The 24,563-nt window shown below is 63.1% G+C and carries 22 protein-coding genes; 9 read left to right on the top strand and 13 right to left on the bottom strand.

Annotation, left to right across the window (positions count from 1 at the left end; genetic code table 11):
* Positions 1 to 3: 3 nt before the first annotated feature.
* Positions 4 to 2,025, bottom strand: a complete 2,022-nt coding sequence (locus AS9A_RS18540) for a prolyl oligopeptidase family serine peptidase (RefSeq protein WP_013808658.1) — start codon at positions 2,023 to 2,025, stop codon at positions 4 to 6.
* A 64-nt stretch (positions 2,026 to 2,089) separates the two neighbouring features.
* On the opposite strand from AS9A_RS18540, the gene AS9A_RS18535 reads away from it, so the two are divergent.
* Positions 2,090 to 3,193 carry an adenosine deaminase gene (locus AS9A_RS18535; RefSeq protein ID WP_013808657.1) on the top strand — a complete coding sequence of 368 codons (1,104 nt, stop codon included), beginning with the start codon at positions 2,090 to 2,092 and terminating at the stop codon, positions 3,191 to 3,193.
* On the opposite strand, the gene AS9A_RS18530 is transcribed toward AS9A_RS18535, so the two are convergent.
* From AS9A_RS18530 to AS9A_RS22885, 5 genes are read right to left on the bottom strand one after another with little or no spacing between them, the layout of a single operon-like run.
* On the bottom strand, positions 3,194 to 4,432 hold the full coding sequence (locus AS9A_RS18530) for a hypothetical protein (RefSeq protein ID WP_013808656.1): 1,239 nt from the start codon (positions 4,430 to 4,432) through the stop codon (positions 3,194 to 3,196).
* A gap of 10 nt (positions 4,433 to 4,442) precedes the next feature.
* Entirely contained in the window at positions 4,443 to 4,772 is a 330-nt protein-coding gene (locus AS9A_RS24215) for a YbaB/EbfC family nucleoid-associated protein (protein WP_158307384.1), read from the bottom strand.
* Positions 4,754 to 5,053, bottom strand: coding sequence for a hypothetical protein (locus AS9A_RS24210; RefSeq protein WP_237707839.1), 300 nt, complete (start codon positions 5,051 to 5,053; stop codon positions 4,754 to 4,756). Before AS9A_RS24210 ends, AS9A_RS24215 begins: the two co-directional genes overlap by 19 nt.
* Entirely contained in the window at positions 5,050 to 6,075 is a 1,026-nt protein-coding gene (locus tag AS9A_RS24815; RefSeq protein WP_013808652.1) for a C40 family peptidase, read from the bottom strand. Before AS9A_RS24815 ends, AS9A_RS24210 begins: the two co-directional genes overlap by 4 nt.
* Complete coding sequence (locus AS9A_RS22885) at positions 6,072 to 6,395, bottom strand: type VII secretion target (protein ID WP_013808651.1); 324 nt, start codon at positions 6,393 to 6,395, stop codon at positions 6,072 to 6,074. Before AS9A_RS22885 ends, AS9A_RS24815 begins: the two co-directional genes overlap by 4 nt.
* Positions 6,396 to 6,525: 130 nt before the next feature.
* Between AS9A_RS22885 and upp the strand changes: the two genes are divergently transcribed.
* Entirely contained in the window at positions 6,526 to 7,155 is a 630-nt protein-coding gene (gene upp / locus AS9A_RS18505) for a uracil phosphoribosyltransferase (protein WP_041452201.1), read from the top strand.
* 4 nt (positions 7,156 to 7,159) lie between these two features.
* Here upp and AS9A_RS18500 read toward each other — a convergent pair whose 3' ends face one another.
* From AS9A_RS18500 to AS9A_RS18485, 4 genes are all read right to left on the bottom strand, one after another.
* Positions 7,160 to 8,749 carry a phospho-sugar mutase gene (locus tag AS9A_RS18500; RefSeq protein WP_013808649.1) on the bottom strand — a complete coding sequence of 530 codons (1,590 nt, stop codon included), beginning with the start codon at positions 8,747 to 8,749 and terminating at the stop codon, positions 7,160 to 7,162.
* Entirely contained in the window at positions 8,746 to 9,540 is a 795-nt protein-coding gene (locus AS9A_RS18495; RefSeq protein WP_041452200.1) for a purine-nucleoside phosphorylase, read from the bottom strand. Before AS9A_RS18495 ends, AS9A_RS18500 begins: the two co-directional genes overlap by 4 nt.
* 37 nt (positions 9,541 to 9,577) lie before the next feature.
* A complete protein-coding gene (locus tag AS9A_RS18490) occupies positions 9,578 to 10,459 on the bottom strand; it encodes a universal stress protein (protein WP_013808647.1) in 882 nt (293 codons plus the stop codon).
* Positions 10,460 to 10,601: 142 nt separating this feature from the next.
* Positions 10,602 to 11,249 carry a response regulator gene (locus AS9A_RS18485; RefSeq protein WP_013808646.1) on the bottom strand — a complete coding sequence of 216 codons (648 nt, stop codon included), beginning with the start codon at positions 11,247 to 11,249 and terminating at the stop codon, positions 10,602 to 10,604.
* A gap of 180 nt (positions 11,250 to 11,429) precedes the next feature.
* On the opposite strand from AS9A_RS18485, the gene AS9A_RS18480 reads away from it, so the two are divergent.
* Positions 11,430 to 12,164, top strand: coding sequence for an SDR family oxidoreductase (locus AS9A_RS18480; RefSeq protein WP_013808645.1), 735 nt, complete (start codon positions 11,430 to 11,432; stop codon positions 12,162 to 12,164).
* A 99-nt stretch (positions 12,165 to 12,263) separates the two neighbouring features.
* On the opposite strand, the gene AS9A_RS18475 is transcribed toward AS9A_RS18480, so the two are convergent.
* Positions 12,264 to 13,259 (bottom strand): Acg family FMN-binding oxidoreductase, encoded by a 996-nt coding sequence (locus AS9A_RS18475; protein WP_013808644.1) that lies wholly within the window; start codon positions 13,257 to 13,259, stop codon positions 12,264 to 12,266.
* Between the two features lie 173 nt (positions 13,260 to 13,432).
* Between AS9A_RS18475 and AS9A_RS18470 the strand changes: the two genes are divergently transcribed.
* The gene (locus tag AS9A_RS18470) at positions 13,433 to 15,382 is read left to right on the top strand and encodes an acyl-CoA thioesterase/bile acid-CoA:amino acid N-acyltransferase family protein (protein WP_013808643.1); all 1,950 of its coding nucleotides are present in this window, start codon (positions 13,433 to 13,435) and stop codon (positions 15,380 to 15,382) included.
* A 9-nt stretch (positions 15,383 to 15,391) separates the two neighbouring features.
* Here AS9A_RS18470 and AS9A_RS18465 read toward each other — a convergent pair whose 3' ends face one another.
* The gene (locus tag AS9A_RS18465) at positions 15,392 to 18,121 is read right to left on the bottom strand and encodes an AMP-binding protein (protein WP_013808642.1); all 2,730 of its coding nucleotides are present in this window, start codon (positions 18,119 to 18,121) and stop codon (positions 15,392 to 15,394) included.
* A gap of 113 nt (positions 18,122 to 18,234) precedes the next feature.
* Between AS9A_RS18465 and AS9A_RS18460 the strand changes: the two genes are divergently transcribed.
* From AS9A_RS18460 to AS9A_RS18440, 5 genes are all read left to right on the top strand, one after another.
* Positions 18,235 to 18,939 carry an enoyl-CoA hydratase-related protein gene (locus AS9A_RS18460; protein ID WP_013808641.1) on the top strand — a complete coding sequence of 235 codons (705 nt, stop codon included), beginning with the start codon at positions 18,235 to 18,237 and terminating at the stop codon, positions 18,937 to 18,939.
* 40 nt (positions 18,940 to 18,979) lie between these two features.
* Positions 18,980 to 20,164: a M20 family metallopeptidase gene (locus AS9A_RS18455; RefSeq protein ID WP_049793783.1), complete on the top strand. Its 1,185-nt coding sequence runs from the start codon at positions 18,980 to 18,982 to the stop codon at positions 20,162 to 20,164.
* 39 nt (positions 20,165 to 20,203) lie between these two features.
* On the top strand, positions 20,204 to 21,265 hold the full coding sequence (locus AS9A_RS18450; RefSeq protein WP_013808639.1) for an iron ABC transporter substrate-binding protein: 1,062 nt from the start codon (positions 20,204 to 20,206) through the stop codon (positions 21,263 to 21,265).
* 83 nt (positions 21,266 to 21,348) lie between these two features.
* Entirely contained in the window at positions 21,349 to 22,887 is a 1,539-nt protein-coding gene (locus tag AS9A_RS18445; RefSeq protein ID WP_083826597.1) for an ABC transporter permease, read from the top strand.
* Entirely contained in the window at positions 22,884 to 23,960 is a 1,077-nt protein-coding gene (locus AS9A_RS18440; protein WP_013808637.1) for an ABC transporter ATP-binding protein, read from the top strand. The genes AS9A_RS18445 and AS9A_RS18440 overlap by 4 nt, the downstream gene beginning before the upstream one ends.
* On the opposite strand, the gene AS9A_RS18435 is transcribed toward AS9A_RS18440, so the two are convergent.
* The gene (locus AS9A_RS18435; RefSeq protein ID WP_041451207.1) at positions 23,957 to 24,427 is read right to left on the bottom strand and encodes a gamma-glutamylcyclotransferase; all 471 of its coding nucleotides are present in this window, start codon (positions 24,425 to 24,427) and stop codon (positions 23,957 to 23,959) included. The genes AS9A_RS18440 and AS9A_RS18435 overlap by 4 nt on opposite strands.
* Between the last annotated feature and the right edge of the window lie 136 nt (positions 24,428 to 24,563).

Below are 24,563 nucleotides of genomic sequence, written 5' to 3'. Positions count from 1 at the left end.
CTTTCACATTCGGTGGGTGCGCCCGTCCAGCGTTCGCCACAGAAACTCGTAGGCAAGCGCAGATTTGTGCGCGAGCTGCGCATTGTCAGCGGCCCCGCCGTGACCGCCCTCGATGTTTTCGAAGTACCACACCTGGTGTCCGAGTTCCTCGAGCCTTGCCACCATTTTTCGGGCGTGACCTGGGTGGACGCGGTCATCGCGCGTTGATGTCATGATGAGCACCGGTGGGTAGTCCGCCTCGGCAACCACCGCCTGGTACGGAGAGTAGGTAGCGAGGAATCCCCAGTCTTCCGGGCTTTCCGGGTCACCATACTCAGCCACCCAAGAGGCACCCGCAAGTAACAGGTGGTACCGGCGCATGTCCAAAAGTGGCACCTGGCACACGATCGCGCCGAATAGTTCCGGATAGCGGGTAAGCATGACGCCCATCAGCAGGCCACCGTTACTGCCGCCCTGAATGCCCAGCTGCTTCGGTGTGGTGACGCCACTCGAAACGAGGTCACGAGCGACCGCGGCGAAATCCTCGAAGACTCGATGCCGATTCTCGCGCAGCGCCTGCGTGTGCCACGCGGGGCCGTACTCGCCTCCGCCTCGCGTGTTCGCGACCGCATAGGTGCCACCGCGCTCGAGCCAGCCGCGGCCAAGTACAGCGCTATATGCCGGTGTCAGCGAATTCTGGAACCCCCCGTACCCGTAGAGAAGCGTGGGCCCAGGCGGGGCGTCCTTCCGGCGCACGAGGAAGTACGGGACCTCTGTGCCGTCGTCAGAGGTCGCGAAATGTTGCTCAGTGACGATGTCATCCGCGTCGAAGAGCGGTGGCACCGCTTTGATGACGTCGATGGTTTCGCCGAGTGCGCCATGCCAGAGGGTTGCTGGGGACGTGAAACCACTGGTGCTGAGAAAGATTTCCTCGCTGTGATCGGGGTCGGTGTCCACGACCGCAACGGTTTCCAGGGGAGGCAGCCCCGGAAGTGCCTGCCCCGTCCAGCTTCCGGGCCGTAGCACAACCAGTTCGCTGCGGACGTCGCGCATCACCTCCAGCACGAGGTGTTCCGCGGTCCACGAGAACGACTGGAGAGAGGTGTGCGGATCGGGAGTAAACACCGTGGTAATTTCCCGCTGACCCGCGATGTAACTGTCGAAAGGCGCACTCAGGAGCGTGCCTGCGGGAAATTCGCTGCCGTTGATACTCCACGGCGAGCGCAAGTAGATCAGCAGCCACTCACGGTGGGCCGAGAGGCGCGCGTCAAGCGGAGCCTCGATCCAGACCGGACCGTCGTTCGTCAGCAGGAACCGCTCCGAGGTGTAGAAGTCGATTGCCCGCTCAGCAAAGCTCCGTTCGTAGCCTGGTGTGAGATCGCGCCACGCAGAGACAGCGACGTCTGTGGCTTCGCCTTCGAATACTGTCTCCGCTTCGGCGAGCGGCATGCCGCGCCGCCACAACTTCGCGATGCGCGGGTAGCCGGATGCTGTCAGCGACCCCTCCCCGAAATCCGTGCCGACGTAGAGACTGTCGTGATCGAACCAGCGCACGTCGCTTTTCGCCTCGGGCAGGCTGAAACCATTGACGATGAACTGTTTTGTCCGCAAATCGAATTCACGTACGACGGCCGCATCAGCACCGCCACGGGAAAGGCTGACCAGTGCCAGTTCATAGCCAGGCCGAAGCGCGGTCGCTCCTGCCCACACCCAGTTCTCGGACTCGGCTATCGCTAGTTCGTCGACGTTGAGGAGGATGTCCCACTGCGGCTGCTCGTGCAGATACTGATCTAGAGTCGTGCGGCGCCAGAGGCCGCGCGGATTCCGGGCGTCTCGCCAGAAGTTGTAGAGGTACTCGCCGCGGCGCCTGACGTAGGGGATGCGATCGTCCGTATCGAGCGCTCCGAGCAAGCGTGCCCGAGACTCCTCAAAGGCGTCATCCACAAACGCCTGTTCGGTGACGTCGTTGTGCTTGCGGGCCCACTCCAGTGCCGCATCGCCGGTGATGTCTTCAAGCCAGAGGTGAGGATCAGTCAGGTCAGCCACAGTTGCGATCCTTCCACACGTGCTGCCTCACCCCGGTCAGCATTGCATCCGCTACCGTCGCTATATGACGCACACGCCGATAAACCTGGCATCGCTTCGTCTCGCACCAAAAGTGCTCTTGCATGATCATCTTGATGGGGGATTGCGCCCTCAGACGGTTCTGGATCTCGCGCGGGACTGTGGTTACACGGACTTGCCTGCGGATAACCCGGAAGAACTACGGGTGTGGTTCCGCGATGCGGCGGACAGCGGTTCGCTGGAACTCTATCTGCAGACCTTCGGTCATACGGTCGCTGTTATGCAGACGCCGGCCGCGCTGGCTAGGGTGGCCCGCGAATGTGTCGAGGACCTCGCCGCCGACGGTGTCGTGTACGCGGAGGTGCGGTTCGCGCCCGAACAGCATCTCGACGCGGGACTGAACCTCGATGCTGTGATGGAGTCGACGCTTTCGGGCTTCGCTGAGGGAGTGCGGGCTGTCAGAGATCAATCCGGGCACGACATTGTGGTGCGCTGTCTCGTTACGGCGATGCGTCATGCGGCACGGTCACGGGAGATCGCTGAGCTGGCGGTGAAGTACCGCCACGATGGTGTCTGTGGATTTGATATTGCCGGTGCGGAAGCGGGGTTCCCGCCATCGAGGCATCTGGACGCGTTCGAGTTCCTGCAGAAGGAGAACGCGCACTTCACAATCCACGCAGGGGAAGCGTTTGGCTTGCCTTCGATCCACGAGGCAGTCGCGTTTTGCGGTGCTGACCGGCTCGGACACGGTGTGCGCATCATGGATGACATCGAGTTGGGGCCCGAGGGTACGTTCGGCGAGGCAAAACTGGGCTTGCTCGCCAACTACATTCGTGACAAGCGCATCCCACTTGAATTGTGCCCAAGCTCGAACGTGCAGACAGGGGCCGCGGCAAGCATCGCTGAGCATCCTTTCAATCAGCTTGCGCAGCTTCAATTCCGGGTGACCGTCAATACTGACAACCGGCTGATGAGCCACACCACGATGAGCGAAGAGATGCTCAAGCTCGTCGAAACATTCGGCTACGGCTGGAGCGACCTTGAACGCTTCACCATCAATGCGATGAAGTCTGCGTTCTACTCGTTCGACAAACGGCTCGCGATCATCGACGAGGTGATCAAGCCGGGCTACGCAGTCCTGATCGGGTAGCTACATGACGCGCAGGCGTGCTTCGAAGGCGTGGACGAGATCGCGCCAGGCTGCAGCCTCAGTCGTGAACGGTGCGCCCGGCGCCATGCGCGTTGGGTCCGGGCTGATCACGTACGAGACGTACCAGCCAAGTGGTGTTGTCCGGGCTAGCGCCTCCTCGACGCTGTCGTCGTCAGCGAAATCAGCAGCATCGGAGAGAAGTTCGACTGCCAAGTCCAGTTGCTCACTGTCGACTGACTCGGGCCCAGTAGCGATGTCGTCGACCAGTCCGGTCAGCACGTAGGTGTTGTCGTCCGTGACGGTGATGTCGAGGGAACCATCAGTGGCGGCTGTCGCGACTTCGGCAAACGTGGTGACCGCGGCGAGTTCATGATCGTGCTTGTCCGCGAGGTAACGTGCGAGCGCGCGTTCACTGCGGAAGGCGTAGATGGTGCCGTCCTTGCCGAGGAACACGGGCAGATCGTCGAGATAACAGCGCAATGTGTAGTACTCGTCGGAGCCCGTCAGAATCTTCACTGGGTCGATGCCGACCGCAACCCAGAAATCGTCGTGATCGTCATCCTCAGAGAGCGGCGCCTCGTCGAGTTCTTCCACATCATCGGCGCTTTCGGCGGCATCATCGGCTTCGACGTCGTTCTCATCGGCTGCGAGAATCTCAGCCTCGCAGAGTTCCAGCACCTCAGGGTCGACGTCGGGTGAGGCGACAATGTTGTCGATCGCGTCGAGTACTCCGTCCCAGCCGTCAGCGAGCGCTCTGCCGACCTTGTTCCAGAGTTCTTCGCCATCACTGCCCGCGAAGGCGTGGTGACCACCGGGAAGTGCATCGAGTTGAGGGTGGTTGTCGAAGAAGCGATTGACCGCGTCGAGGTCGCAGACTTCACCGAGTGTTCGCGCCATGTTCAGGGTGTCTTCGAGTTCTGCGACAGTGAGCGCGTCGGGTAGTCCCGCTGCGAGTTCCGGAGCCCCAACGAGGTCGTAACGGTGCTCTTCCTCTGGCTCCAACTCAGCCGCGGAGAGCGCTGCCACAACATGCCAGGTGGGATGTTCCACAAGGTCGTGGTCCTCTTCGGTGCGAATGAAGGCCGCGAGCTGCGCGATGGATTCGAAAGCGAAGAGGTCCTCGTCGCGCCCAAGGAAGGCCTGCCACTCATCGTCGCCTTCTCGCCAGCGTGGTGCCCAAAGGGTCACGACGTCGCCGTCAGTCAAACCGAGCTCAATAGGGACGATGTCACCTGCCATGCGCGCAAGCCTAACCAGTGCGGGCGCCGAGTGCACTAGCCATTGTGCTCAGCACCGCGCGTCGCGCGGATTCCGAAGCAGTCGAGGCGTTCTGCGCTGCCGTCAGGATGTGCCCGGCAACCTCCGTTGCGGAAAGTCGGGTAAGGGACTCGTGGATGACCAGGGACACGAGCGCACCTGAAGCATCAACCTCCGCCGTGACTTTGCCCTCAGCAGCGTGCCCACGTCCACGATGGCTGCTGAGTTTGCCGACCGCGTCTTCGAGAGCATCCCTCTGTCGTTGTACCCGCGCGAGCACGTCGTGGAACGTTTGCGGCGCGGTCACCTCGTGAACCCCCACTTCTCTAGTGTCGGCTCGAACGCCCGGCGGGCCTCTGCTGTCTCGCGCGCGGCGGCCAGTTCCGCAGCTGTCGGGACACTCAGTTCGGCGAGCGTCTGCTGCGACACTCCAGCTTGCTCGCAGTGTTCGCGGATCGCAACGGCCCCTTCGAGGGCGGCATCCCGACACTGACGAATGACCTCGTCCGCCACATGCGCCGCACCGTAGCGAAGAGCCTCTTTGCTGATGCTGAGGTGCACTGGAAAACCCTGAGGCGTGGCGCGGACCCTCACACCGCTCATGATGTCGGCCTGTAGAAACCGTAGAACGCCTGACCCATATTGTCGGTGCGGATTTGCGAGACACTCACCGGATTGCCTGCCTCCACCATTTGACCGTTGCCAATCACCATGGCGACGTGCCCATCCCACACGGCCAGGTCGCCCGCCATCAATTGATCAGACCTGACGGGCGTACCGACGTTCTGTTCCTGCGCGAGCCGGGGAATCTCTATCCCGGCTTGCGCATACGACCACTGAGTCAGCCCGCTGCAGTCGAATCCCGCACCCGGTGTTGTGCCACCCCAAACGTAGGGCACACCGCGCTGGCTGAGTGCGTTGCGCACCGCGTCGGCAGCCTGTGGAGTAGGGGCGGACGCGATGCTGCCGTCCGGAAGTTGGACTATCGCGCCGCCCCCGGAAGCGCTCGCGGTCTCAAATGATCCGTTCGCCGGCACAACATCGGACTGGGCGCCGAACGCGGCGGCAGCGGCAGATCCGTATCCCTGATCGGCGATACTCGGCCCGGGGGCTGTCGGGATCTGCAGGTCTGCCCCTAGCGTATTGAGTCCGCCGGCGTTCGATGACAGCTCGCTGCTTAGGCGGATGACAACGTCGAGGGCGCGGGACAGGTGATCGAGTGCCTCTTTCAGCAATGTGAGCTGGCCAAGTGGGTGTGCGAGGAGGGTTTCAGCATGCTGCAGAATGCGCATGAATGACGCGCCAATCGCCGCGAGCTCACCGACGCCGCGCAGCACCGACTCCAGTGCGGACAACCAGCTGAATCCCAGGCTTTGTCCGTGCGTGGCGAGCTGACCGGCAACGTTTCCGAAGTCAAGTCCCTTGGCCACAGCAGCATCCGCGGCGTGACCCCGCCACGCCCCTTCCAGTTGTCGCGCGGAGCTGAGTCCAAGATCGCTGACCTGGTTGAGCGTTCCCGCGACGTGCGTAAGTTGCCTCATCGGATCAGTCGCTGGCATCTGCCCGGTGCCTAGGGTTGCAGCGAGGTCGTCGAGGGGTTTCTTCAGCAGTGCAACATCGATCATTGGCCCGCCTCCTGCACCCGGCCCCCGAGCGCGGCGGAGAACGCTGCGTCGCGGGTCGTATAAGCCTGTGCGGTCACCGCAGCGGTGGACGACATCCCGCCGGCCACGTGAGCGAGGGAAGTCAGAGCTGAGACGTATCGCTGCCGCGCGGTGTTGAAGGCCGCGAGATAGTCACTGCCGATTAGTCCGAGCGCTGGCGCTAAGTGCGCAGGCTCGAGCGCAGCCACCGAGGCCGAGGCCAAGGTGAGACGTGTCCTTTGTTCCTCCGCGCACACCCCGAACCGGCGAATCTCCTCTGGCGCCGCAACCAGTTCGCTCAAAGCCGTCTCCCCTCTCCCGTCGGTCCATCTCGTCAGCCGCACATTTCTGCCGCTGAGAAGGTGGGACGCATCGCGACGGCCGAACGGTTCCATTCGGTGGCGAAAATCTTTTACCGATATGCTCGCGACTATGGACACGCTGGTTGTCGATCACCCTCTAGCCGCGGTACGCCTGACGTTGATGCGCGATGCGCGCAGCGACAGTGCAGTGTTCCGGAATTCGCTGCGCGAGCTGACGCAGATGCTCGTATATGAGGCGATGCGAACGGCGAAAGTCGCGGCGTTCGACGTCGCAACGCCAGTAGCGACGGCAACCGGCTTCCGGCTGCAGGACCCGCCGCTGCTTGTGCCTGTGCTGCGTGCTGGGCTGGGCATGGCTGATCAGGCGAGCGTCATGATCCCCGAAGCGCAGACCGGGTTCGTGGGTATGGCACGCGACGAGACAACGCACAAGCCGGTGCCCTATCTCGAGGCGCTGCCGCAGCGCCTCGAGGGCCGGCCTGTGTTCGTTCTCGACCCCATGCTCGCCACGGGTGGTTCGATGCTCTACACGCTCGAACTGCTCGCAGAGCGCGGCGCGTCAGACGTCACGGCTATCTGTGTCGTCGCGGCGCCAGAAGGGATCGAGGCTCTCGAACGTTCGGGGTACCCGGTACGCCTTGTGACAGCCACTGTCGATGCGGAGCTCAACGATGACGCCTTCATCGTGCCCGGGCTTGGAGACGCGGGAGATCGTCAGTTCGGTCCGCGCTATAGCTGAGCAGTCAAAGCGAAGCAGCGAACGTCCGGCCCGCATCGATCAGTTCGCTCGCCGCAGCGCGTGACGCTGGGGTGTTGTCGTCCATAGCCGCTTCGAGGTAGCACTTCAGCTTAGGCTCGGTGCCTGAGGGGCGAACGACGATGCGAAGGTGCTTGCCGCGCAACACGACCGCATCGGTCCGGCGCTGGCCGCGCAGCGTCAGCATGTCAGTCACCTCGATCTGCTCACCGCCGATTTCGGCGGGCATGGCACCGCGCAGCCGCGCCATCGCGTCGGCAATACCGGGAAGCGATGCGAAACGGCGGGAAACTTGGGCGGTGGTATGAACTCCGTGCTCGTCCATCAATGTGCTGAGCGCGTCGAGGAGGGTGCGGTTCGCGGACTTCAGGGACGCTGCGAGGTCACACGCGACGACGGCAGCGGAAATGCCGTCTTTGTCGAGAACTGTGTGGGGGTCGGCGCAGATGCCGATCGCTTCCTCATACGCGTACACCAGGCCTGAACCAGCTCGCACGAGCCACTTGAAGCCCGTCAGGGTCTCTGCATACCGCGCGCCGTACGAGGCGGCGATTTTGCCCAGCATCGAGGAGGACACGATGGTCGTTGCGACTAGCCGGTCCCCGGTCGTGTGGCGCAGCACGTGATCGCCCAGGAGCACGCCGGTCTCGTCGCCAGACAGCATCCGCCAGCCCCCGGGTGCAGGTACGCCAATGGCGCACCTGTCCGCATCTGGGTCCAGTGCCACCGCGATGTCGGCTTCTGCCTCAGCTGCGAGCGACAACAAGAGATCGGATGCGCCGGGCTCCTCAGGGTTCGGGAAGCTGACCGTGGGGAAGGCGGGATCGGGCTCGAACTGCTCACGCACCAGAGGGATATCGGTGAATCCGGCGGCCCGCAGCGCTGCGACGGCAGTTTCGCCACCGACACCGTGCATCGCGGTAAGCGCCACCCTGATGTTGCGTTGCGGTGTGCGAGGGAGCGTGGCAACGCGGTGAAGATAACTCGTCACGATCTCCTCACCTGATGCCGCAACCGGCTGCCGGGGCACTGATGCGGCACCAGGGGCAGCGGCGATCAACTTTTCGATCTCACGGTCCGCTGGAGCTACGAGTTGCGCGCCCCCATCGAGGTACAGCTTGTACCCGTTGTCCTCGGGAGGATTATGCGACGCGGTAATCTGTATCCCCGCTGCCGCGCCCAATTTGCGCGTCGCGTAGGCAACCAGTGGCGTCGGCAGCGGCCGTGGCAGAAGCACGACGCGAAAGCCCGCTCCGGCCATGACTTCGGCTGCGGCACGGGCAAAAGACTCAGAACCTCGGCGAGTATCGCGGCCTACGACCACTGTCGAACCGCCGAGGCAGCGCCCCTGCAGCCACGCTGCGATACCCGCGGTGGTGCGTGTGACCACCGCGATGTTCATTCCGTTTGGTCCTGCCCGGACTGGCCCGCGGATGCCCGCGGTACCGAATGCCAGGGGCGCAGCGAAACGTTCAGCGAGTAGCTCGGGGTCAAGCGCGCGTAATTCGTCTCGGGTTGCCGGGTCAGGATCAGCGTCGATCCATGCGGCAATGATGCCGGGATCGACTTGAGTCACAGTCGCGTCACCAGATTGTGCAGGAGCGTGCCCATCCGCTGCGCGGCGGTCCGTCCAGCTTCGATGACATCTTCGTGACTCAGTGGCTCCCCGGTCATCCCGGCGGCCAGATTCGTGACCAGCGAGATACCGAGGACGCTCGCACCTTCGGCGCGCGCGGTGATTGTCTCGTGAATCGTCGACATCCCGACCAAGTCGGCACCGAGTGTCCGCAGCATTCTGATCTCGGCGGGTGTCTCGTAGTGCGGACCGGGAAGTCCGGCGTACACGCCTTCGGCCAGGGACGGTTCGATTTGCTGAGCGAGTTCACGCAGCTTCGGTGAATACGCATCGACGAGATCGACGAATTGAGCGCCCGTCAGTGGTGAACGCCCGGTCAGGTTGATGTGGTCGCTGATCAGCACCGGCTGTCCCACGTTCATGTCGCCACGCAGCCCACCTGCGGCGTTTGTGAGGATGACGGTGTGCGCTCCGGCCGCGCAGGCGGTGCGGATAGGGTGCACCACCGTCGACAGCGGATGCCCCTCGTAGGCGTGTGCTCGGCCGAGCAGAACAAGGACATGAGTGCCATCTACGGCCACCGACCGGATCTCACCTCCGTGCCCAACCGCGGTGGGGACCGCGAAGCCAGGCAGCTCTGGCATCGGGATCGTGGCTGTCGGTGCACCGAGGACTGACGCCGCTGGCGCCCAGCCCGAACCGAGTACCACTGCGATTGGGTGCTCCGCGACGCCTGTTCGCGTCGCGATCGAATTCGCGGCGGCGCGGGCGAGGACGTGAGGATTGTCGATGTTTCTCACCCACACCACCCTAGCGGCACGGCAGCGTTTATGACTGCGGTGGCACGGTCATCAGTGGGGACTGGCAGGTGTGGAGCAGAGCACGGCTCGTCGAGCCGAGGAGCATGCCGGTGAAACCCCCACGCCCGCGATTGCCGACGACGACCAGACTAGCGGCGGCAGAAAGTTCGCTGAGGTATCTGACCGGCCGGTCCTGGATTACCACACGGCGAACCTCGACCTCCGGGTATTTCTCGCCCCAGCCTGCAAGCGACTCAGCGAGCCGGGCCTCTTCAGCTGTCACCATGTTTTCCCACGGCAGTCCTTGGTCGGAACGGAGGGCCTTCGGGAGTACGACGTCGCTCCATGCGTGCACGGCGATGAGTTGCGCCCCACGAACTGATGCCTCCGCGAACGCAAGGTCGATCGCGACCATGTTGTGCTCTGAACCGTCTACGCCCACGACCACCGGCGCCGAGGGTGCGGTGTCCCACCCGGGCTGGAGTTCCTGAATCACCACTAGGGGTGACGTGACGTGTGAAGCGACCGCGTGAGTCACCGAACCGACCATGCTCGCTTTGAAAGGGGAGAGCCCCCGCGAGCCGAGGACGAGCATGCGGGCATTGTGTGATTCCGCGATGAGATCCTCATGAGCGAACCCTGACAAGACGGCGGTTTCGACCTTTTCGATGCCAGCCTCCGCAGCGATGCGGGCGGATTGCTTCAACCGGGAAGCCGCGAACTGGCGGGCCTCCTCGAGGTAGGTCGTGGGGATCGCGAAGTCCCCCCAGACTTGTGGAGGTCCGTCGAGGGCGGAGACGATCCGCAGTGGCGCATCGTGGAGCACCGCTTCACGCGCGGCCCACCGGACTGCGCTTTCTGCCGCTGGTGAACCGTCTGTTCCGACAATGATCGGCTGGGTGAGTGACATTGTGGCTGCTTTCCGTTGCTCGACTGCATGGACTGTTCCAAGTGTCGCGCCTCTAGGCCGTCGTGTGCAGTGCCGAACGGCACCTCGCCCAGAGGACAGAGGTCCCTAACGAGTCGTCTGCCTGAGCTCAGAAGCCATGCCCTCAGCGCCTATCGCGTCCGCGTTTGTCGAGCCGCGTGGCGAGAATGGCAGCTTGAGTCCGGCGCTCTACACCGAGCTTCGCGAGGAGACGCGAGACATAGTTCTTCACGGTTTTCTCCGCCAGGAACATCCGCTCGGCGATCTGCCTGTTCGTCAGACCTTCACCGATCAGGGAGAGGAGCGTGTGCTCCTGTTCAGTGAGAGTGGGGAAGGGATCTTTCTCATCAGGTCCCGATCGGAGCTTGGTCATCAGCGCCGCTGCTGCGCGGTTATCGAGGAGCGACTTGCCTGTCGCGACGTCGATGATGGCTCTGGTCAGATCCATCCCGCGGATATCCTTAATCACGTAACCTGCGGCCCCCGCGAGTATGGCATCGACCATCGCCTGTTCGTCGGTGAAGGACGTCAAGATGAGGCAGGCTTGCGCTGGGTTTGCGGAACGCAACTCCCGGCACAACTCGATACCGTTCCCGTCCGGCAGCCGGACATCGAGCACTACGACGTCAGGTGCGGCCGCGGGCACACGCGCGAGAGCCTGCTCCCGGCTGCCAGCCTCACCGACCACAGAAAGTTGTGGGTCGGCGGAGATCAGGTCAGCTAGCCCACGCCGGACGACTTCATGGTCATCCACCAAGAACACTGTGTACATTCGGCCTCTCCTAGCTGTTCCTGCCTCGATCGTAGCGCTGATAGTCCTTACTGGCCGCAGCACAACGACCGTGCCGGTTGGGACTTTGGTCCCGGAACCTGCGACCCAGCGACTCTCGTGGCAGGAGCGTGCCGCACGGTTGGCTAGAGGTCACAACACCTCATAGAAAGGTACGGACCTATGGCACTGACCGAGGGATCTGTTCTCGTAACCGGTGGCGCGCGCGGAATCGGTGCGGCGATAGCGAGAAGTTTCTGCGCCGAAGGCAGAACGGTTGTAATTTCGGACATCTTGGACGAGGAGGGCGCGATGCTCGCCGAGGAACTCGGCGACCGTGCCACTTACGTCCCTCTCGACGTTCGCGACGAATCGCAATGGGCCGCGGCGATTGCGGAAGCCACCAAGAAAGAGCCACTGGCGGTCCTCGTGAACAACGCGGGGGTCGTGAAGTTCGGCGGAATCGAAGAACAATCGACCGAGGAATTCAGGTTCGTTCTCGATGTCAACCTCGTTGGCGCGTGGCTCGGCATGCGTGCGGCTGCCCCGTCGCTGCGAGCGAGCCGCGGTGTCATCATCAACATCTCGTCTACCGCCGGGATGGCAGGCTACAGCCAGGTCGGCTCCTACGTCGCGAGTAAATGGGCAATGCGTGGACTCACGAAAACTGCAGCACTCGAATTCGCCCCCGCTGGTATACGAGTGTTTTCCGTCCACCCCGGCCCGATCCGCACGCCAATGACCGCTGGTTTCGGTGAGGAAATGGTTGCGAACCAGCCAATCCCGCGCTTCGGTGAGCCGGACGAAGTTGCCGACCTCGTCGTATTCCTGGCACACAAGGCGACCTTCGCCACGGGTTCGGAGTTTCTTGTCGACGGTGGCGCACTCACAGGCGTTGTCCTGACGCCGCCGGAATGACCTCGTTGAGCCTGTGTGACCACGCCAAAAGGCCCTCTACTCCGGGAAGTAGAGGGCCACACCTTATGGCTCAGCGGGCTGAATCCCCGTTCGCGGACTTCAGTTGTCGGGTGACACTCGTATCCGCAAGATCTCTTCGACAGGACGTCGGCCAGTTTCGGGCGGGAGCCCGGTGGCAAGACGTTCCCCTGCGCGAATCACGACCTGCGGGTATCTGCGAACCTCTCCTGCGCGCTGCGCAGCGTCGCGAACGAGGGCGCGGCTGTCTTCGATTTCGGTGACGTGCGTGACGGGGCACGCACCCAGCCGAGACGCCGCCGCTCGCAGCAGCACAGCCGACATCGCCTCCCCGCAGCGCAGCCAGTCTTCAGCAGAGTCGCCCGAAGTGCTCATGATGAGGAGGCTTGCCCGGTCGGGCATATCCCGTTGTGGCTTGAGCGTGCCCGCAGGAAATTCACGGCCACTCGGTACCGCCCCGCGCTTCTCGAGTGAGGGGAGCGATGAGCGCGGGACGCCGTCAAAAAGCCGATAGTGGCCACTCCACCAATTCAGTTCACGATGGTACGGCTCGTCGGCGGCGCGTTCGCGCACTGCCAATTCGGAGGCTTCCTTCACAAGGTGTGCTCCGTCGCTGTCGAGGACGGTGATCGACACGAGATCATCGTGAAATGCTGTTTTGAGGATGTGTACCTCGTTGTCGGCCAACGGGCCGAGCGGACGTCGATCGCTGCGACGTATCTGTACGGCCTCACCGAGCACGCGATCACGCTCGTCGGGGAAAGTGACGGGTTTGATGGTGATTGTCGCGACGTGGAAGGCATCTGAGGGGTCGGGCATCCGAACGATGGCCGCCTCGTAACCCATGCCCGTGAGCGCGACCTTCGCGTGATGCAGAGCCGCCCCGCAGCTGATGACCATTTGCCTGCCACTGGGGTCCGCGACATTGACCATCCGTTCAGGATCGGCGAACAATTCCAGCGACCCATCCCGAAGTTCCCACAGCCAGGGTTGCGTATTGTGGACTGATGGTGCCCGATGAGCTCGCGCGACAGCGCGCCGCAGGGCCTGCTCTGGGGTAGGGCGGTCGTTGGACATCGGTGATCCTCAGGTTGATCTGGCGTGATGCCTTAAGCATCCGTCGAGTCCGGATCGCGCTATAGGGTCCACGGTCAGCGATCGGAGGGACGGAAGTCCCATTTGGTCCGGCGTCACACCCCAAAGAAGCAGAAACCAGGACTGCTGCGCAGGTCTGAGTCAGAGTTGTAGAGGTGGGATACCTGATCGGTTTCGCGCCGTGGATTGTCTACTGGATCCTGGTCGGTAACACGGGATTCATCCATGCGGTCGCTATCGCGCTGGCAATAGCGATCGCAGGACCGATCGTGCAGAGAATTCGTGGCGAGCGACTGCATTCGCTGGACGTGGGAACCGTGGTCGTGTTCGTCGTGCTCCTCGCGCTCGCACTGCTTCTCAGTGACGCGGTGTTAGAACGCTGGCTCCAGCCGGCCAGCAATGCGGGGCTGTTCCTGATATCGCTGGCAGGCCTCGCGGTAGGCCGGCCGTTCGTCCGTGAATACGCGGAGTCGGAAGTCGATGCACAGACCGCCGCGAGTGATGGTTTCCGGGTGATCACCACCGCGATGACTTGGATGTGGGTGGGCACGTTCGGCGTGATGACCGTTTCATCACTGATTCCTCCCATTGTGGACGGAGACGCCACGATCCGGGATCAGGGCCACCTGCTCTCCGTCATCTGCTACTGGGTGGTGCCATTTACCTTGGTTGGCATCGCTGGCCTCATCTCAGGGGTGTTTCCGCAGTGGTTCGACTCCCGATCGCGGTCGGTATCGGCGCGCGACGCAACGCTGCCGATACGCGAGCAGCCGGGCCCGCCGAAAGATGTTGTTGACGCACGGATTTCACTGTCCGTGCCGGACACCTCACGTCACGACACGCCGTTTCCTGTGCGCGTCGAGGGATGCGCCAGTGGCGCTGAGGTGCGAATTCAGACGAACGGCACCGATCTGTTCGGGCGGAAATGGCGGTCTGCCGCAGTTTTTACCGCCCCTGTGGCTGGACCGCTGGATCTCGCATCCGCGGCACCCGTGTCGGGCGACTGGGCGGTAGCTGATGGTGACGCACCCATCTGGGCAATGCGATCCGCTCCAGCTGAGGGGCTGTCAGGAATGTTCGTCGCGCCGGCCGGAGACTGGCTCGTCACCGTCGAGGCAACATCGGGCAACGCGGTGGTTCGGCGGACTGTCGTGCGCCACGCGGCACCATCCTCGGTGACTGTGAGCGGGGAGGACATCGACGGCAGGGCTGGCCTGCTCGCGTTGCCGTCCGGTCCGGCTCCGTCCGGCGGCTGGCCTGCTGTGGTCTGCTTCGGAGGGTCGGAGGGTGGATGCGATTCTCAACGCCAGACGATCGCTATGTTTGCCTCGCGAGGGTTCGCTGCCCTCGCGTACAACTGGCTTGACGAGGGTGCGCCGGTGGCGCGGATTCCGCTCGAACGGTTCGTCTCCGCAGTGAACTGGATGTCAAGCCGAGCCGATGTCGACTCTGACCGAGTGTCTGCGATCGCCATTTCTCGCGGAGCGGAAGGCTTGCTCGCTGCGGCTGTCAGCAGCCCGCTCATTGTTCGAGCGCTCGTTCTGGTCAGTCCCAGCGCGGTGTCCTGGCAAGCCGTTGGGCCCGACGGTGAAATCGCGGACACGCCGTCATGGACGCTATATGGCGAGGGCTTTCCCTACGCTCAGTTGCCAACAGGTGCACTTATGCCGCAGCTTGTGCGTAACGCCTGGCGTGTGCATCGCGACATCGCCGCGAGCAGGCCCAGCCTGCTGAAACTCTGCCCCGCCTATCAGGCCGGGCTAACCAGACCGAACGAGGAAGCGGTGCTGCACGCCGAGAACGTACGCTGCCCCGTGCTGTGCATTTCGGGCGCGGCAGACGCGGTCTGGCCGTCCGCGAGCATGGCGGAAATGCTGCTCAAGCGCCGAAGCGGCGTCCCTCATGACCGTCACATTGACTTCGCCGGCGCTGGACACCTATTCCGGTTCGGTCGCTTCCCCACAGACGCCTTGTGGGCCGAGGGTATTGCGTTCGGTGGCGAACGGCCCGCTCACGCGGCTGCGGAGCGTGAAGCCGCCGAACATGCCGTCCGGTTCGTCACCGAGGTCGCAGTTGAGGCGAGGCCGTTCAGGCCCGGTCAATGATGGGCCAGATTACTGTCCGTCAGTCGTGCCGGGCGTGCCGCCGACGGCGCCCTCTTCGCTGACGTGTTCTTTGGGCTGTTCAGGGTCGGTGCTGCCCTTCGCGGCGTCGAAAATCTTCTGCTGTTCGTCAAGATCGTCAGGTACTTCTCGGTCCATGGTGTCCTCCGTTTCCGGCGCAGTCACTTTCGCCCCACCGTACGCGGATTTTGTGGTGCGATGCGCTTGGGTGAGCTGAGTTGCGCGAGGCGTGGTTTTAGTAACCGTTCTGAATTGTCGCAATGCTTGCCGCAGCGCCCAGGAGCCGGCGCGGTGGTACGCAATGCCGATCACGATGCTCGCGACGAGCGCGGTCCACTTCCCGAACTCGTCGCGCACGAAGGGGAAGACCTGCCAGTGCGTCAGATAGATGTACAGGGAACTGTGCGCCACAAGCGCCGCACCCCAGACGACCGGTGCGGGCAGCCGGACTGACCGCACCCACAGTAGTAGGAGCACGCCAGCGAGGACGAGAATTCCGCGCCGAGTGCCATCGAAATAGGTGGGCAAGAAAACCACCGCGAGTGTGGTGACGAATACGCGCTCTTGCCAGGTCCGAGCAGCCCAGCCCGCCCAGCCCAAAGTGAACACCCAGAAGGTAAGCGGCAGATACACCGCGTCTTTCGGTGCGATCGGATCCCACGGCAGGCCGTAGCGAAAAGCGATTCCTACGACTGTTAGCGCCACCGGAAAGCCGAAAGGGTAGCGCCGCTGGAGCCGCGCGACCGCGGGAAAGCTAAACAGGACCGCTGCACTCACCAGTATCAGCGCGAGGATCTCGATGAACCACAGCACCCCAGATGTGCGCGTGTGCGGGCCGACGAGTTTGTTGACGAGGAAGAGGTTGCTGACCTCGTACCAGTCAGTCGCCATATAGACCGCAGCTATCCAGGCGACTGACGGGACGGCGACGCCACCAAGCGCCTTCAGGATTGCCCCGCCCCGGCCCTGGATTGACGATCCGCTGAGCGTGAAGCGCGCGAACATGTAACCCGCGACCGCGAGGAGAATGTGCGCACCGCCCAAGAATTTCCACAGGGGGACGTGCACCCCCACGATCGCGATGATTGCGACTGCGCGAAGCAGAATGGGTGTTTCGACGGTGCGAAGCCACGAGGATCGTGGTCGCATTGCTGTTTCCAGCTGCGCGATCGACAGCTCGTGCCAATTTCGCGGGAGACTGCCGAGGAGCTTTTCGAGCCGAACAGACATTGTGACGTAAGACAGCGAGTTGCCACCGAGCGTCGTGAAGCTGTCGTTCGGCGTGATCGTGCCACGGGGGATATTCAGCACACTGCTGAATAGGTCGGCCACATTCGACGCCTGAGGGGTATCCGAACGGAGAGCGAGCACGGCCGGGTAGTTAGGCTTGCCGTTTTCGAGCCGGGGCAGTTCGGTGACGTTCGCGACGGTGATCGTCCAGCCTGGGAGCTTTGTGAAGCTGGCGACGCGCTGACGAACCCGCTCCGCGGCACCGTTTGTGACGGCGACGACGAGGTGTTCATCGTTTGCCGCGGCGAGAGCGGCCACACCTTCCTCGCGGAGTGTCGCCTCGATGTGATGAAGGTCGATTCGCAATCCGAAGATCTTCGCGAATCGGCTGCGCCGTCCAACGATTTCATACAGCCCCTCCATCGTCCTTCTCGCGATGTCGCCGGTGCGTAGTTCGTCGATGTCACGTCCGCGGCTGAGGTCGGATGGGTGCTGGGCATAGCCGAGCATCACGTTGGGTCCGGTGTAGACGAGTTCACCTGTCTCGTGACCGTCAAACCCGTCACATTCAGCGAGGGTGAAAGCACCACCGGGAATTGGCACTCCGATTGCGTGCGGATGCTCGACGGCACGAGAAGGCGGCAAATACGCCATCCGCGCGGTTGCTTCCGTCTGCCCATACATCACGACCAGTTCCCAGCCTTGTTGCCGCCCGAGCAGGGAGTATTTGCGCACCAGGGCGGGATCCATCCGGCCACCTGCCTGCGTGACGTAGCGCAGAGTGGGCAACTCCATGTCAGGGAACCCCGCGCGTTCGAGAAGTTCGAAGGTGTAGGGAACCCCAGCCAGAGACGTCCCTCCGTGGCGCCGGAAGATGTCCCAGAACCGGGGCTCGGTGACTGAATCATCGGTGAGCAGGAGTCCCGCGCCTCGTAGCAGGTAGCTATGCAGGACGGAAAGCCCGTAGCAGTAATTCAGCGGCAGAGTGGTGACTGCACGGTCCGATGACCGTATCGCGAGATATTCGGCGATGGAGTCCGCGTTGGCGTCGAGATTGTCATACGACAGCCGCACAAGTTTGGGAGACCCCGTTGATCCTGACGTGCTCAGGAGAAGTGCGAGATCAGGGTGGAGTTCGTGAATGGATGCCGCGCGCCGGTCGACCCAGCCGGATTGCGCCGTGTAAACGCTGTCCGGGTCGTAGGCCCGCAGAATTCGTTCGAGTGAGTCTGGGGAGTCGGGAGAGATGAGAATCACAGGCTGGGCCGCCCACAATGCGGCTAGGTAGGCGATGATCGAGTCCGGTTCATTGGTGATAGATACAACAACGAGGCGGCGGCCACCAGCGAACCGCGCGGCCTCCTGAACGACGGCAGCAGCGAGTTCAGCGTAGGAAAGTGTTCCTGAACTGTGTGCTAGAGCTAGGTTTTCGCCGTAACCTGCCAGTCCGTGGACGATTCGCGACGGCCTTACGTCGGTGAGGTTGCGCACCTGTGTCTCCTGAGTTTGTGTTGCCGGGGAATTATGACGCCCTTACTTGGGGGCTCCACAAGTCCACTCGGGGTGTCGACGGCTCTCAGATCGCGGCGGACTACGCTCCTTCTATGCCATATGTCTCACGCGAGGGCGACGTTTTTGTTCTGAACCTGGGCGCCGAGGGCGAGCAGGCCGGCGAAAACCGGTTCCATCCGGATTGGATGGACGCGATTCATGCGAGCCTCGACGAAATCGAGGGATCCGAGGGGCCAGCTGCACTTGTCGTCACGTCGACCGGCAAGTTCTTCAGCAATGGACTCGACGTGGAGTGGATTTTCGGTCACCTCGACCAGTTGCCTGAATATCTCGATCGCACGCACTCCATCTTTTCTCGCTTGCTGACCTTTCCCATGCCGACGATCTCTGCGATCAGCGGCCACGCGTTTGGTGCGGGCGCAATGCTCGCTATTTCTACTGACCTCCAGCTGATGCGCGAGGATCAGGGGTTCTTTTGCCTGCCTGAAGTGGACCTGAACATGCCGTTCACTGTCGGTATGAGCGCGCTGCTCAACTCCCGTTTGCCCAAGCAAACTGCGATTGAAGCGATGACCACAGGACGCAGGTTCGGCGGTCCGGACGCGCTCGCAGCGGGGATTGTTCAGGCGACAAGTGACGCGACTGCGCTGCTGAGTTCGGCTGTAAGCCGGGCTGAGCAGTTGACGAGCAAGCGCGGCGCGAACTTGGGCGGCATCAAACGGAGTATCCACGGCGACCTGATTGGCGCACTGGAAACGAAAACCCGCGACACGGACTTCGCTTTCGGACAACAATAAGTGGCGAGACACCAGAGGAGCATGCGCAGCTGTGAGGGAGATGATCGGCAAGTGGCTAGTCGCACACCGGGACGATCTCGTCCGGTGGCGACGCGAGCTGCACCGGCACCCAGAACTCGCGCGGGCCGAATTCCGGACGACCGCCTACGTGGAGGACCACTTCAAGAAGGCGGGGCTGACACCCGTGCGGTTTCCGGGTGGCACAGGACTGTACTGCGATCTGGGGCCGCCTGACTCGGGTGGCAAGCGTCTGACGCTACGTGCGGACATGGATGCCCTCCCGATGCAGGAACTCAACGACGCCGACTACACCTCCGAAGTGCCCGGTGTTGCCCACATGTGCGGGCATGACGCGCACACCGCGGTTCTTCTGGGCACAGGGCTGGCCCTCGCAAGTCTGCCGTCGCTGCCCCGCGGCGTGCGGCTCTTGTTCCAGCCCGCGGAAGAAGTCATGCCAGGCGGCGCGCTCGACGTGATCGCATCTGGTGTGATGAGCGGTGTCTCGCGGATCTTCGCGCTGCACTGTGACCCCCGGCTCGAGGTAGGCAAGGTCGGGGTGCGCACTGGGGCGATCACGTCCGCCGCCGACCTCATCGAGATTGTGTTCTCGTCCTCTGGAGGGCACACGTCCCGGCCGCACCTCACCTCCGATCTCATCTACGCGATGGGTTCCGTGATCACTTCGCTGCCAGGCTTGCTCGGGCGCCGGGTCGATCCGCGTTCGTCGACGGTGATGGCCTGGGGCGCGGCTAAGTCGGGAGACGCCGCGAATGCGATCCCTCGGGTAGGCGTGCTTCGCGGAACCGTCCGCACCGGCGACCATGCAACGTGGGCGCTGCTCGAACCACTCGTGCGCGAAATCGTCGCGTCGACGATGGCGCCGACCGGCGTGGATTACGAGATCAAGTACCGGCGCGGGGTGCCACCTGTCATCAACGATCCTGAATCGACCGCCATATTCCGCGCGGCGGTTACGGACGGCGACCCCACCGCGATCACGGAGACCGAGCAGTCCGGTGGTGGGGAGGACTTCTCCTGGTACCTCGAGCACGTGCCGGGCGCTATGGGCAGACTCGGCGTCTGGTCGGGTAAAGGTCCGCAGCGTGACCTGCATCAGCCAACATTCGACATTGACGAGCGCGCCCTTGAAGTGGGGGTGCGCGTTTTCACGAGTTTGGTGCTTCAGGAAGATTTGGATAACCAAGCCTTATATAGGTTAGGGTAGCCTCGTCGTAATTGTCTGGTTGTAGATGAGGAGCCCAGCGTGATCACACGCAAGCGTTTTACGACAGTCCTCGCGGCTGTCGCCCTAGCGGTTCCCCTCGCGGCATGCGGCTCGGACGAGCCGACGACCGCCGCGCCTGAGGGTGAAACCAACGGAGCAGCTGAAGAAACCACTCTCGTGCTGTATTCGGGGCGCAACGAAGATCTCGTTGCGCCGCTGATCGAGGATCTTGAAGAAGCCACCGGTGTGAGCATCGACGTGCGCTACGGGAACACCGCGGAACTCGCTGCGCAGATCCTCGAAGAAGGCGCCAGCTCGCCTGCTGACGTGTACTTTTCCCAGGATGCTGGTGCGCTGGGCGCGCTATCGCAGGCAGACCTGCTCGCGCCGCTTGACGGTGAGACTCTCGAACTTGTGCCGGAGGCGTACCGCGCGGCTGACGATACCTGGGTGGCCACATCTGGCCGCGCACGCGTAATCGCCTACGACAGTGAAGCGCTCGACGAAGCAGCGGTGCCGGACACCATCGACGCTCTGCTCGAACCCGAATGGCGAGGCAAAGTCGGTTTCGCCCCGACCAACGCGTCGTGGCAATCATTCGTGACCGCGCTGCGCGTTTCGCGCGGGGAGGACGGCGCACGCGAGTGGCTTGAAGCTTTCCGCGATAACGAGCCGGTCAGCTACGAAAACAACAATGCGATTCTAACGGCGGTCAATGAAGGCCAGGTCGAGATCGGTCTCATCAACCACTACTACTGGTACAAGCTGGCGAAGGAAGAGGGCGCCGAGAGTCTCCGTGCGAACGTCAAGTACCTCGCGCCGGGTGACGAGGGTGCGCTCATCAACATTGCAGGCGTAGGCGTCCTTGCCAGTTCGCAGAACCAGGAAGCCGCTCAGGCACTCGTGGCCGCGATGCTCGCCGAGGACGCCCAGCAGTACTTCCTCGACGAGACGTCGGAGTATCCCGTCATTGACGGGCTTTCCGTAACCGACGAAGGCCGACCCCAGCTCGACGAGTTGCAAGGCCCAGATATCGACCTCTCCGACCTTGCTTCACTCGAGGCGACCCAGGAGCTACTGACTGAGGTCGGTCTCCTCTGATTTCGCTCGCTCGCAGGACCCAGCGCGGCCGCCCTGTAACCGGGCTGGCCGCGCTAGGTGTTGCGGCACTCGCCGCAACACCGCTGATCTACCTCGTCATTCGCGCGTTCGAACGAGGACCCGACGTTTTCTGGTCGGTCCTGACCCGTCAGCGAACCGCGGAGCTCTTCTGGCGCAGCTTCTGGCTTGCGCTCGTCGTCACGGTCGCGTGCATCATCCTCGGTTCGGTTCTTGCGTGGATCACTGTTCGCTCCGACCTGCCCGGCCGCCGATGGCTGGGCATCGCGTTCACCGTCCCGCTCGCTATTCCGTCTTACGTCTTGGGTTTCATCTGGATCGCAGAGTTCCCTCAGTTCGCCGGGTTCACTGGCGCGGTTCTGGTCCTGACGATCGCAAGCTATCCGTATGTGTTTCTCCCGGTTGCCGCCGCGCTTGCGGCAGCCGATCCAGCTGGTGAAGAAGTCGCGCAAACTCTCGGTAAAACACGGCTAGGCGCGGTCCTCTCCGTCACGGTCCGGCAAGTGTGGCCAGCGGCGACCGCTGGGGGACTTCTTGTCGCGCTCTACACACTCAGCGATTTCGGTGCCGTAGCGCTGATGCGATACGAGGCGTTCACCGTCGCGATCTACACAAGTTACCGCGGATCTTTCGACCGCACGCCCGCCGCCATTCTCGGACTGATCCTCGCCCTTGCCGCTATATTGCTGACCATCGCCGAGCGTCGCGCGCGCCGCGGGTATGCAGCGCGTATCGGGTCGGGAACACCTCGACGTGCCCAGCCCTTCACGCTCGGGACGGCGCGCGGCGCCGTTTTCGCGCTATCCGCAGTCGTGATCACTATCGGTGTCGTCCTGCCATTCGCCGCTCTCGGGCGCTGGATCTACCGTGCGCAGCAAGTCAGTCCGCAGTGGGACATGGTGATCTCGGCGGCCTGGTCGACGACCCGAATAGCCGGGATCGCCGCGCTGATTACCACCCTGGTGGCCTTGCCGGTCGGCGTTTACGCGGCCCGCTCGAGGTCGGCTGGGGCGCGGACCGCGGAGTCAGTCTCGTACGTTGGTTTCGCGTTGCCCGGAATCACGGTGGGTCTCGCGATTGTGTTTCTGGGCATTCGGGTCTTGCCGCAGTGGTATCAGCAGGTGCCGATGCTGGTGCTCGCCTATATTGTCTTGTTCCTTCCGCTCGCTGTCGGGGCGATCCGATCCGCCGTCGCCGCAGTCCCGGAGTCACTTGAAGACGTGTCAGCAACGCTTGGCGAGCGGCGGTGGCGCACCAACCTCCGCGTCGTCCTTCCGCTAGCGCTGCCCGGCGCAGCAGCGGGTGGAGCACTAGTTTTCCTCGCTGTGGCAAAAGAACTGCCCGCGACGCTTATGCTTAGGCCTACCTCAGTAGATACACTCGCTACCCGGCTATGGAGCCACACAGACGCACTTGCGTATGGAGCAGCCGCGCCGTACGCCGCTGCCCTGATCCTTGTAGCGGCGCTGCCGGCGCTGTTGCTCGGAAACGTGATGGGCTGGAAGTCTGCAGCACCACAGCTGCAGACAGAGATCGAGGCGCAAGCTAGCAACCGTCCGCCAGCACAGCGGGGGACGGCAGTGACAGAGGACGTGCACCAGTGAACGAGCGGCCAAGCGATCTGCAGGTGAAAGGGGTGACCGCGTCGTATGGCCGGTCACGCGTCCTTCACGATGTCTCGTTCGACGTCAGTGAGGGGGAGTTACTCGCGGTGCTGGGTCCTTCCGGCTGTGGCAAGACGACACTGCTGCGCGTGATAGCGGGTCTGCACCGCGCTGAAGATGGCCTCGTTAGTCTGGGCTCACGTGTCGTCGCGGACGGTAATGGGCGGCACATTGCGCCCGAGCGGCGTCATGTCGGCCTCGTGCCGCAAGAAGGCGCGCTGTTCCCGCACCTGTCCGTCGCGGGGAACATTGCATACGGCCTCGGGAACAGTCGTATGCGCAGTCTGGATCTCAAAGCGCGCGCGTCGCGTCGGGAACAGGTCACCGCTTTGCTCGACCTAGTTGGCCTTCCCGGGGCCGGGAAAGCGCGGCCTGCGCAGCTCTCTGGCGGCCAGCAGCAGCGTGTGGCACTGGCACGCGCCCTGGCGCCCTCGCCCGCGCTGGTCCTGCTCGATGAGCCGTTCAGTGCGCTCGACGCAGGACTACGGGCTTCCCTGCGTGCCGACGTCCGAACCTTGCTCTACGAACGGAAAATGACCTCGATCTTGGTCACGCACGATCAGGACGAGGCGCTCGGCATGGCTGACCGGGTAGCGGTGTTACTGGACGGCAGGATCGCTCAGATCGGCACGCCGGAGGACGTCTACCACAATCCGGTGTCACTCGAGGTCGGGCGCTTCGTTGGCGACTCAGTCGTCCTCGACGCGGATCCCTCGGCGGCGCCAAGCGGGTGGGTGCGTACTCCGATCGGGTTCATCCCCGTCCTCGGCACGCCGAGCGGTCGCGGCAAAGTACTGATCCGGCCTGAGCAAGTCGTATTCAGTCACGCCGCCGAACCCACCGGACTGACGGTCACAAACGTGCGCTTCACCGGTCCGTCCACACTGGTGACGGCCGCCACCGAAGACCGCAAGATCTGGGTGCGCGCTCATTGCGCTGGAGACCGCCAGTTCACTCACGGCGAGGAAGTCAGCGTCGACGTGACGTCGTCAGTACCGTTCTTCGCCGACTAGCCGAACGAGGTCCCCGGGCCAACGTTGCGGGCTTCACGAGTTCTTATCCATCGGACGTACTCAGCGGGTGCGCCTGCCTTCTCCGCCGCATCAGCCATGACACCGAGATATCGCGCAGAGGGAAGACCCCCCTCATAGGCATCCAGAACATAAAGCCAGGCGAGCGCAGGTTCGCTGCCATTGATATCCACACGTACGCGAAGTTTCCGGTGAATGCCCATCTCGGCACCCTCCCACCGGTCCATGCTTGATTCATCTTCATGCGTCACGTCGTAGAGGACGACAAAAACGCGCGAAGAGGGGTCTTCGACGACGGTGGCGAGGGCACCTTCCCAGCCGATATCGTCGCCGCCAAAGGTCAATCGCCAGCCGTACAACCAGCCGGTTCCCGCCATCGGCGAGTGCGGAGCACGGGACAACATCTGTTCAGGGTCCATGTTCGACCCGTACGCGGCATACAAGGGCACGGCGGCAAGCCTAGATCTTCTCGGTCAACATTTCAGCTGTCACGTCCCATCATCCCCGATATTGGTACCCGATTCGAGGCCGGGGTGCACGAGAGGTGTGACGACGCTATAGCGTAGGTGCCGATGACGAGGAACC

It is taken from the genome of Hoyosella subflava DQS3-9A1 (assembly GCF_000214175.1).
GTDB lineage: Bacteria > Actinomycetota > Actinomycetes > Mycobacteriales > Mycobacteriaceae > Hoyosella > Hoyosella subflava.
This window is presented reverse-complemented; position numbering and strand designations above follow the sequence as displayed.

Bases quoted from the DNA above. Each gene is read 5' to 3' on its own strand.
- AS9A_RS18475 (WP_013808644.1), bottom strand. From the start codon at position 13,259: ATGTCCAACGACCGCCCTACCCCAGAGCAGGCCCTGCGGCGCGCTGTC.
- AS9A_RS18460 (WP_013808641.1), top strand. From the start codon at position 18,235: ATGCCATATGTCTCACGCGAGGGCGACGTTTTTGTTCTGAACCTGGGC.
- AS9A_RS18455 (WP_049793783.1), top strand. From the start codon at position 18,980: ATGATCGGCAAGTGGCTAGTCGCACACCGGGACGATCTCGTCCGGTGG.
- AS9A_RS18535 (WP_013808657.1), top strand. From the start codon at position 2,090: ATGACGCACACGCCGATAAACCTGGCATCGCTTCGTCTCGCACCAAAA.
- AS9A_RS24210 (WP_237707839.1), bottom strand. From the start codon at position 5,053: ATGAGCGGTGTGAGGGTCCGCGCCACGCCTCAGGGTTTTCCAGTGCAC.
- upp (WP_041452201.1), top strand. From the start codon at position 6,526: ATGGACACGCTGGTTGTCGATCACCCTCTAGCCGCGGTACGCCTGACG.
- AS9A_RS24815 (WP_013808652.1), bottom strand. From the start codon at position 6,075: ATGATCGATGTTGCACTGCTGAAGAAACCCCTCGACGACCTCGCTGCA.
- AS9A_RS18490 (WP_013808647.1), bottom strand. From the start codon at position 10,459: ATGTCACTCACCCAGCCGATCATTGTCGGAACAGACGGTTCACCAGCG.
- AS9A_RS18530 (WP_013808656.1), bottom strand. From the start codon at position 4,432: ATGGCAGGTGACATCGTCCCTATTGAGCTCGGTTTGACTGACGGCGAC.
- AS9A_RS18485 (WP_013808646.1), bottom strand. From the start codon at position 11,249: ATGTACACAGTGTTCTTGGTGGATGACCATGAAGTCGTCCGGCGTGGG.
- AS9A_RS18480 (WP_013808645.1), top strand. From the start codon at position 11,430: ATGGCACTGACCGAGGGATCTGTTCTCGTAACCGGTGGCGCGCGCGGA.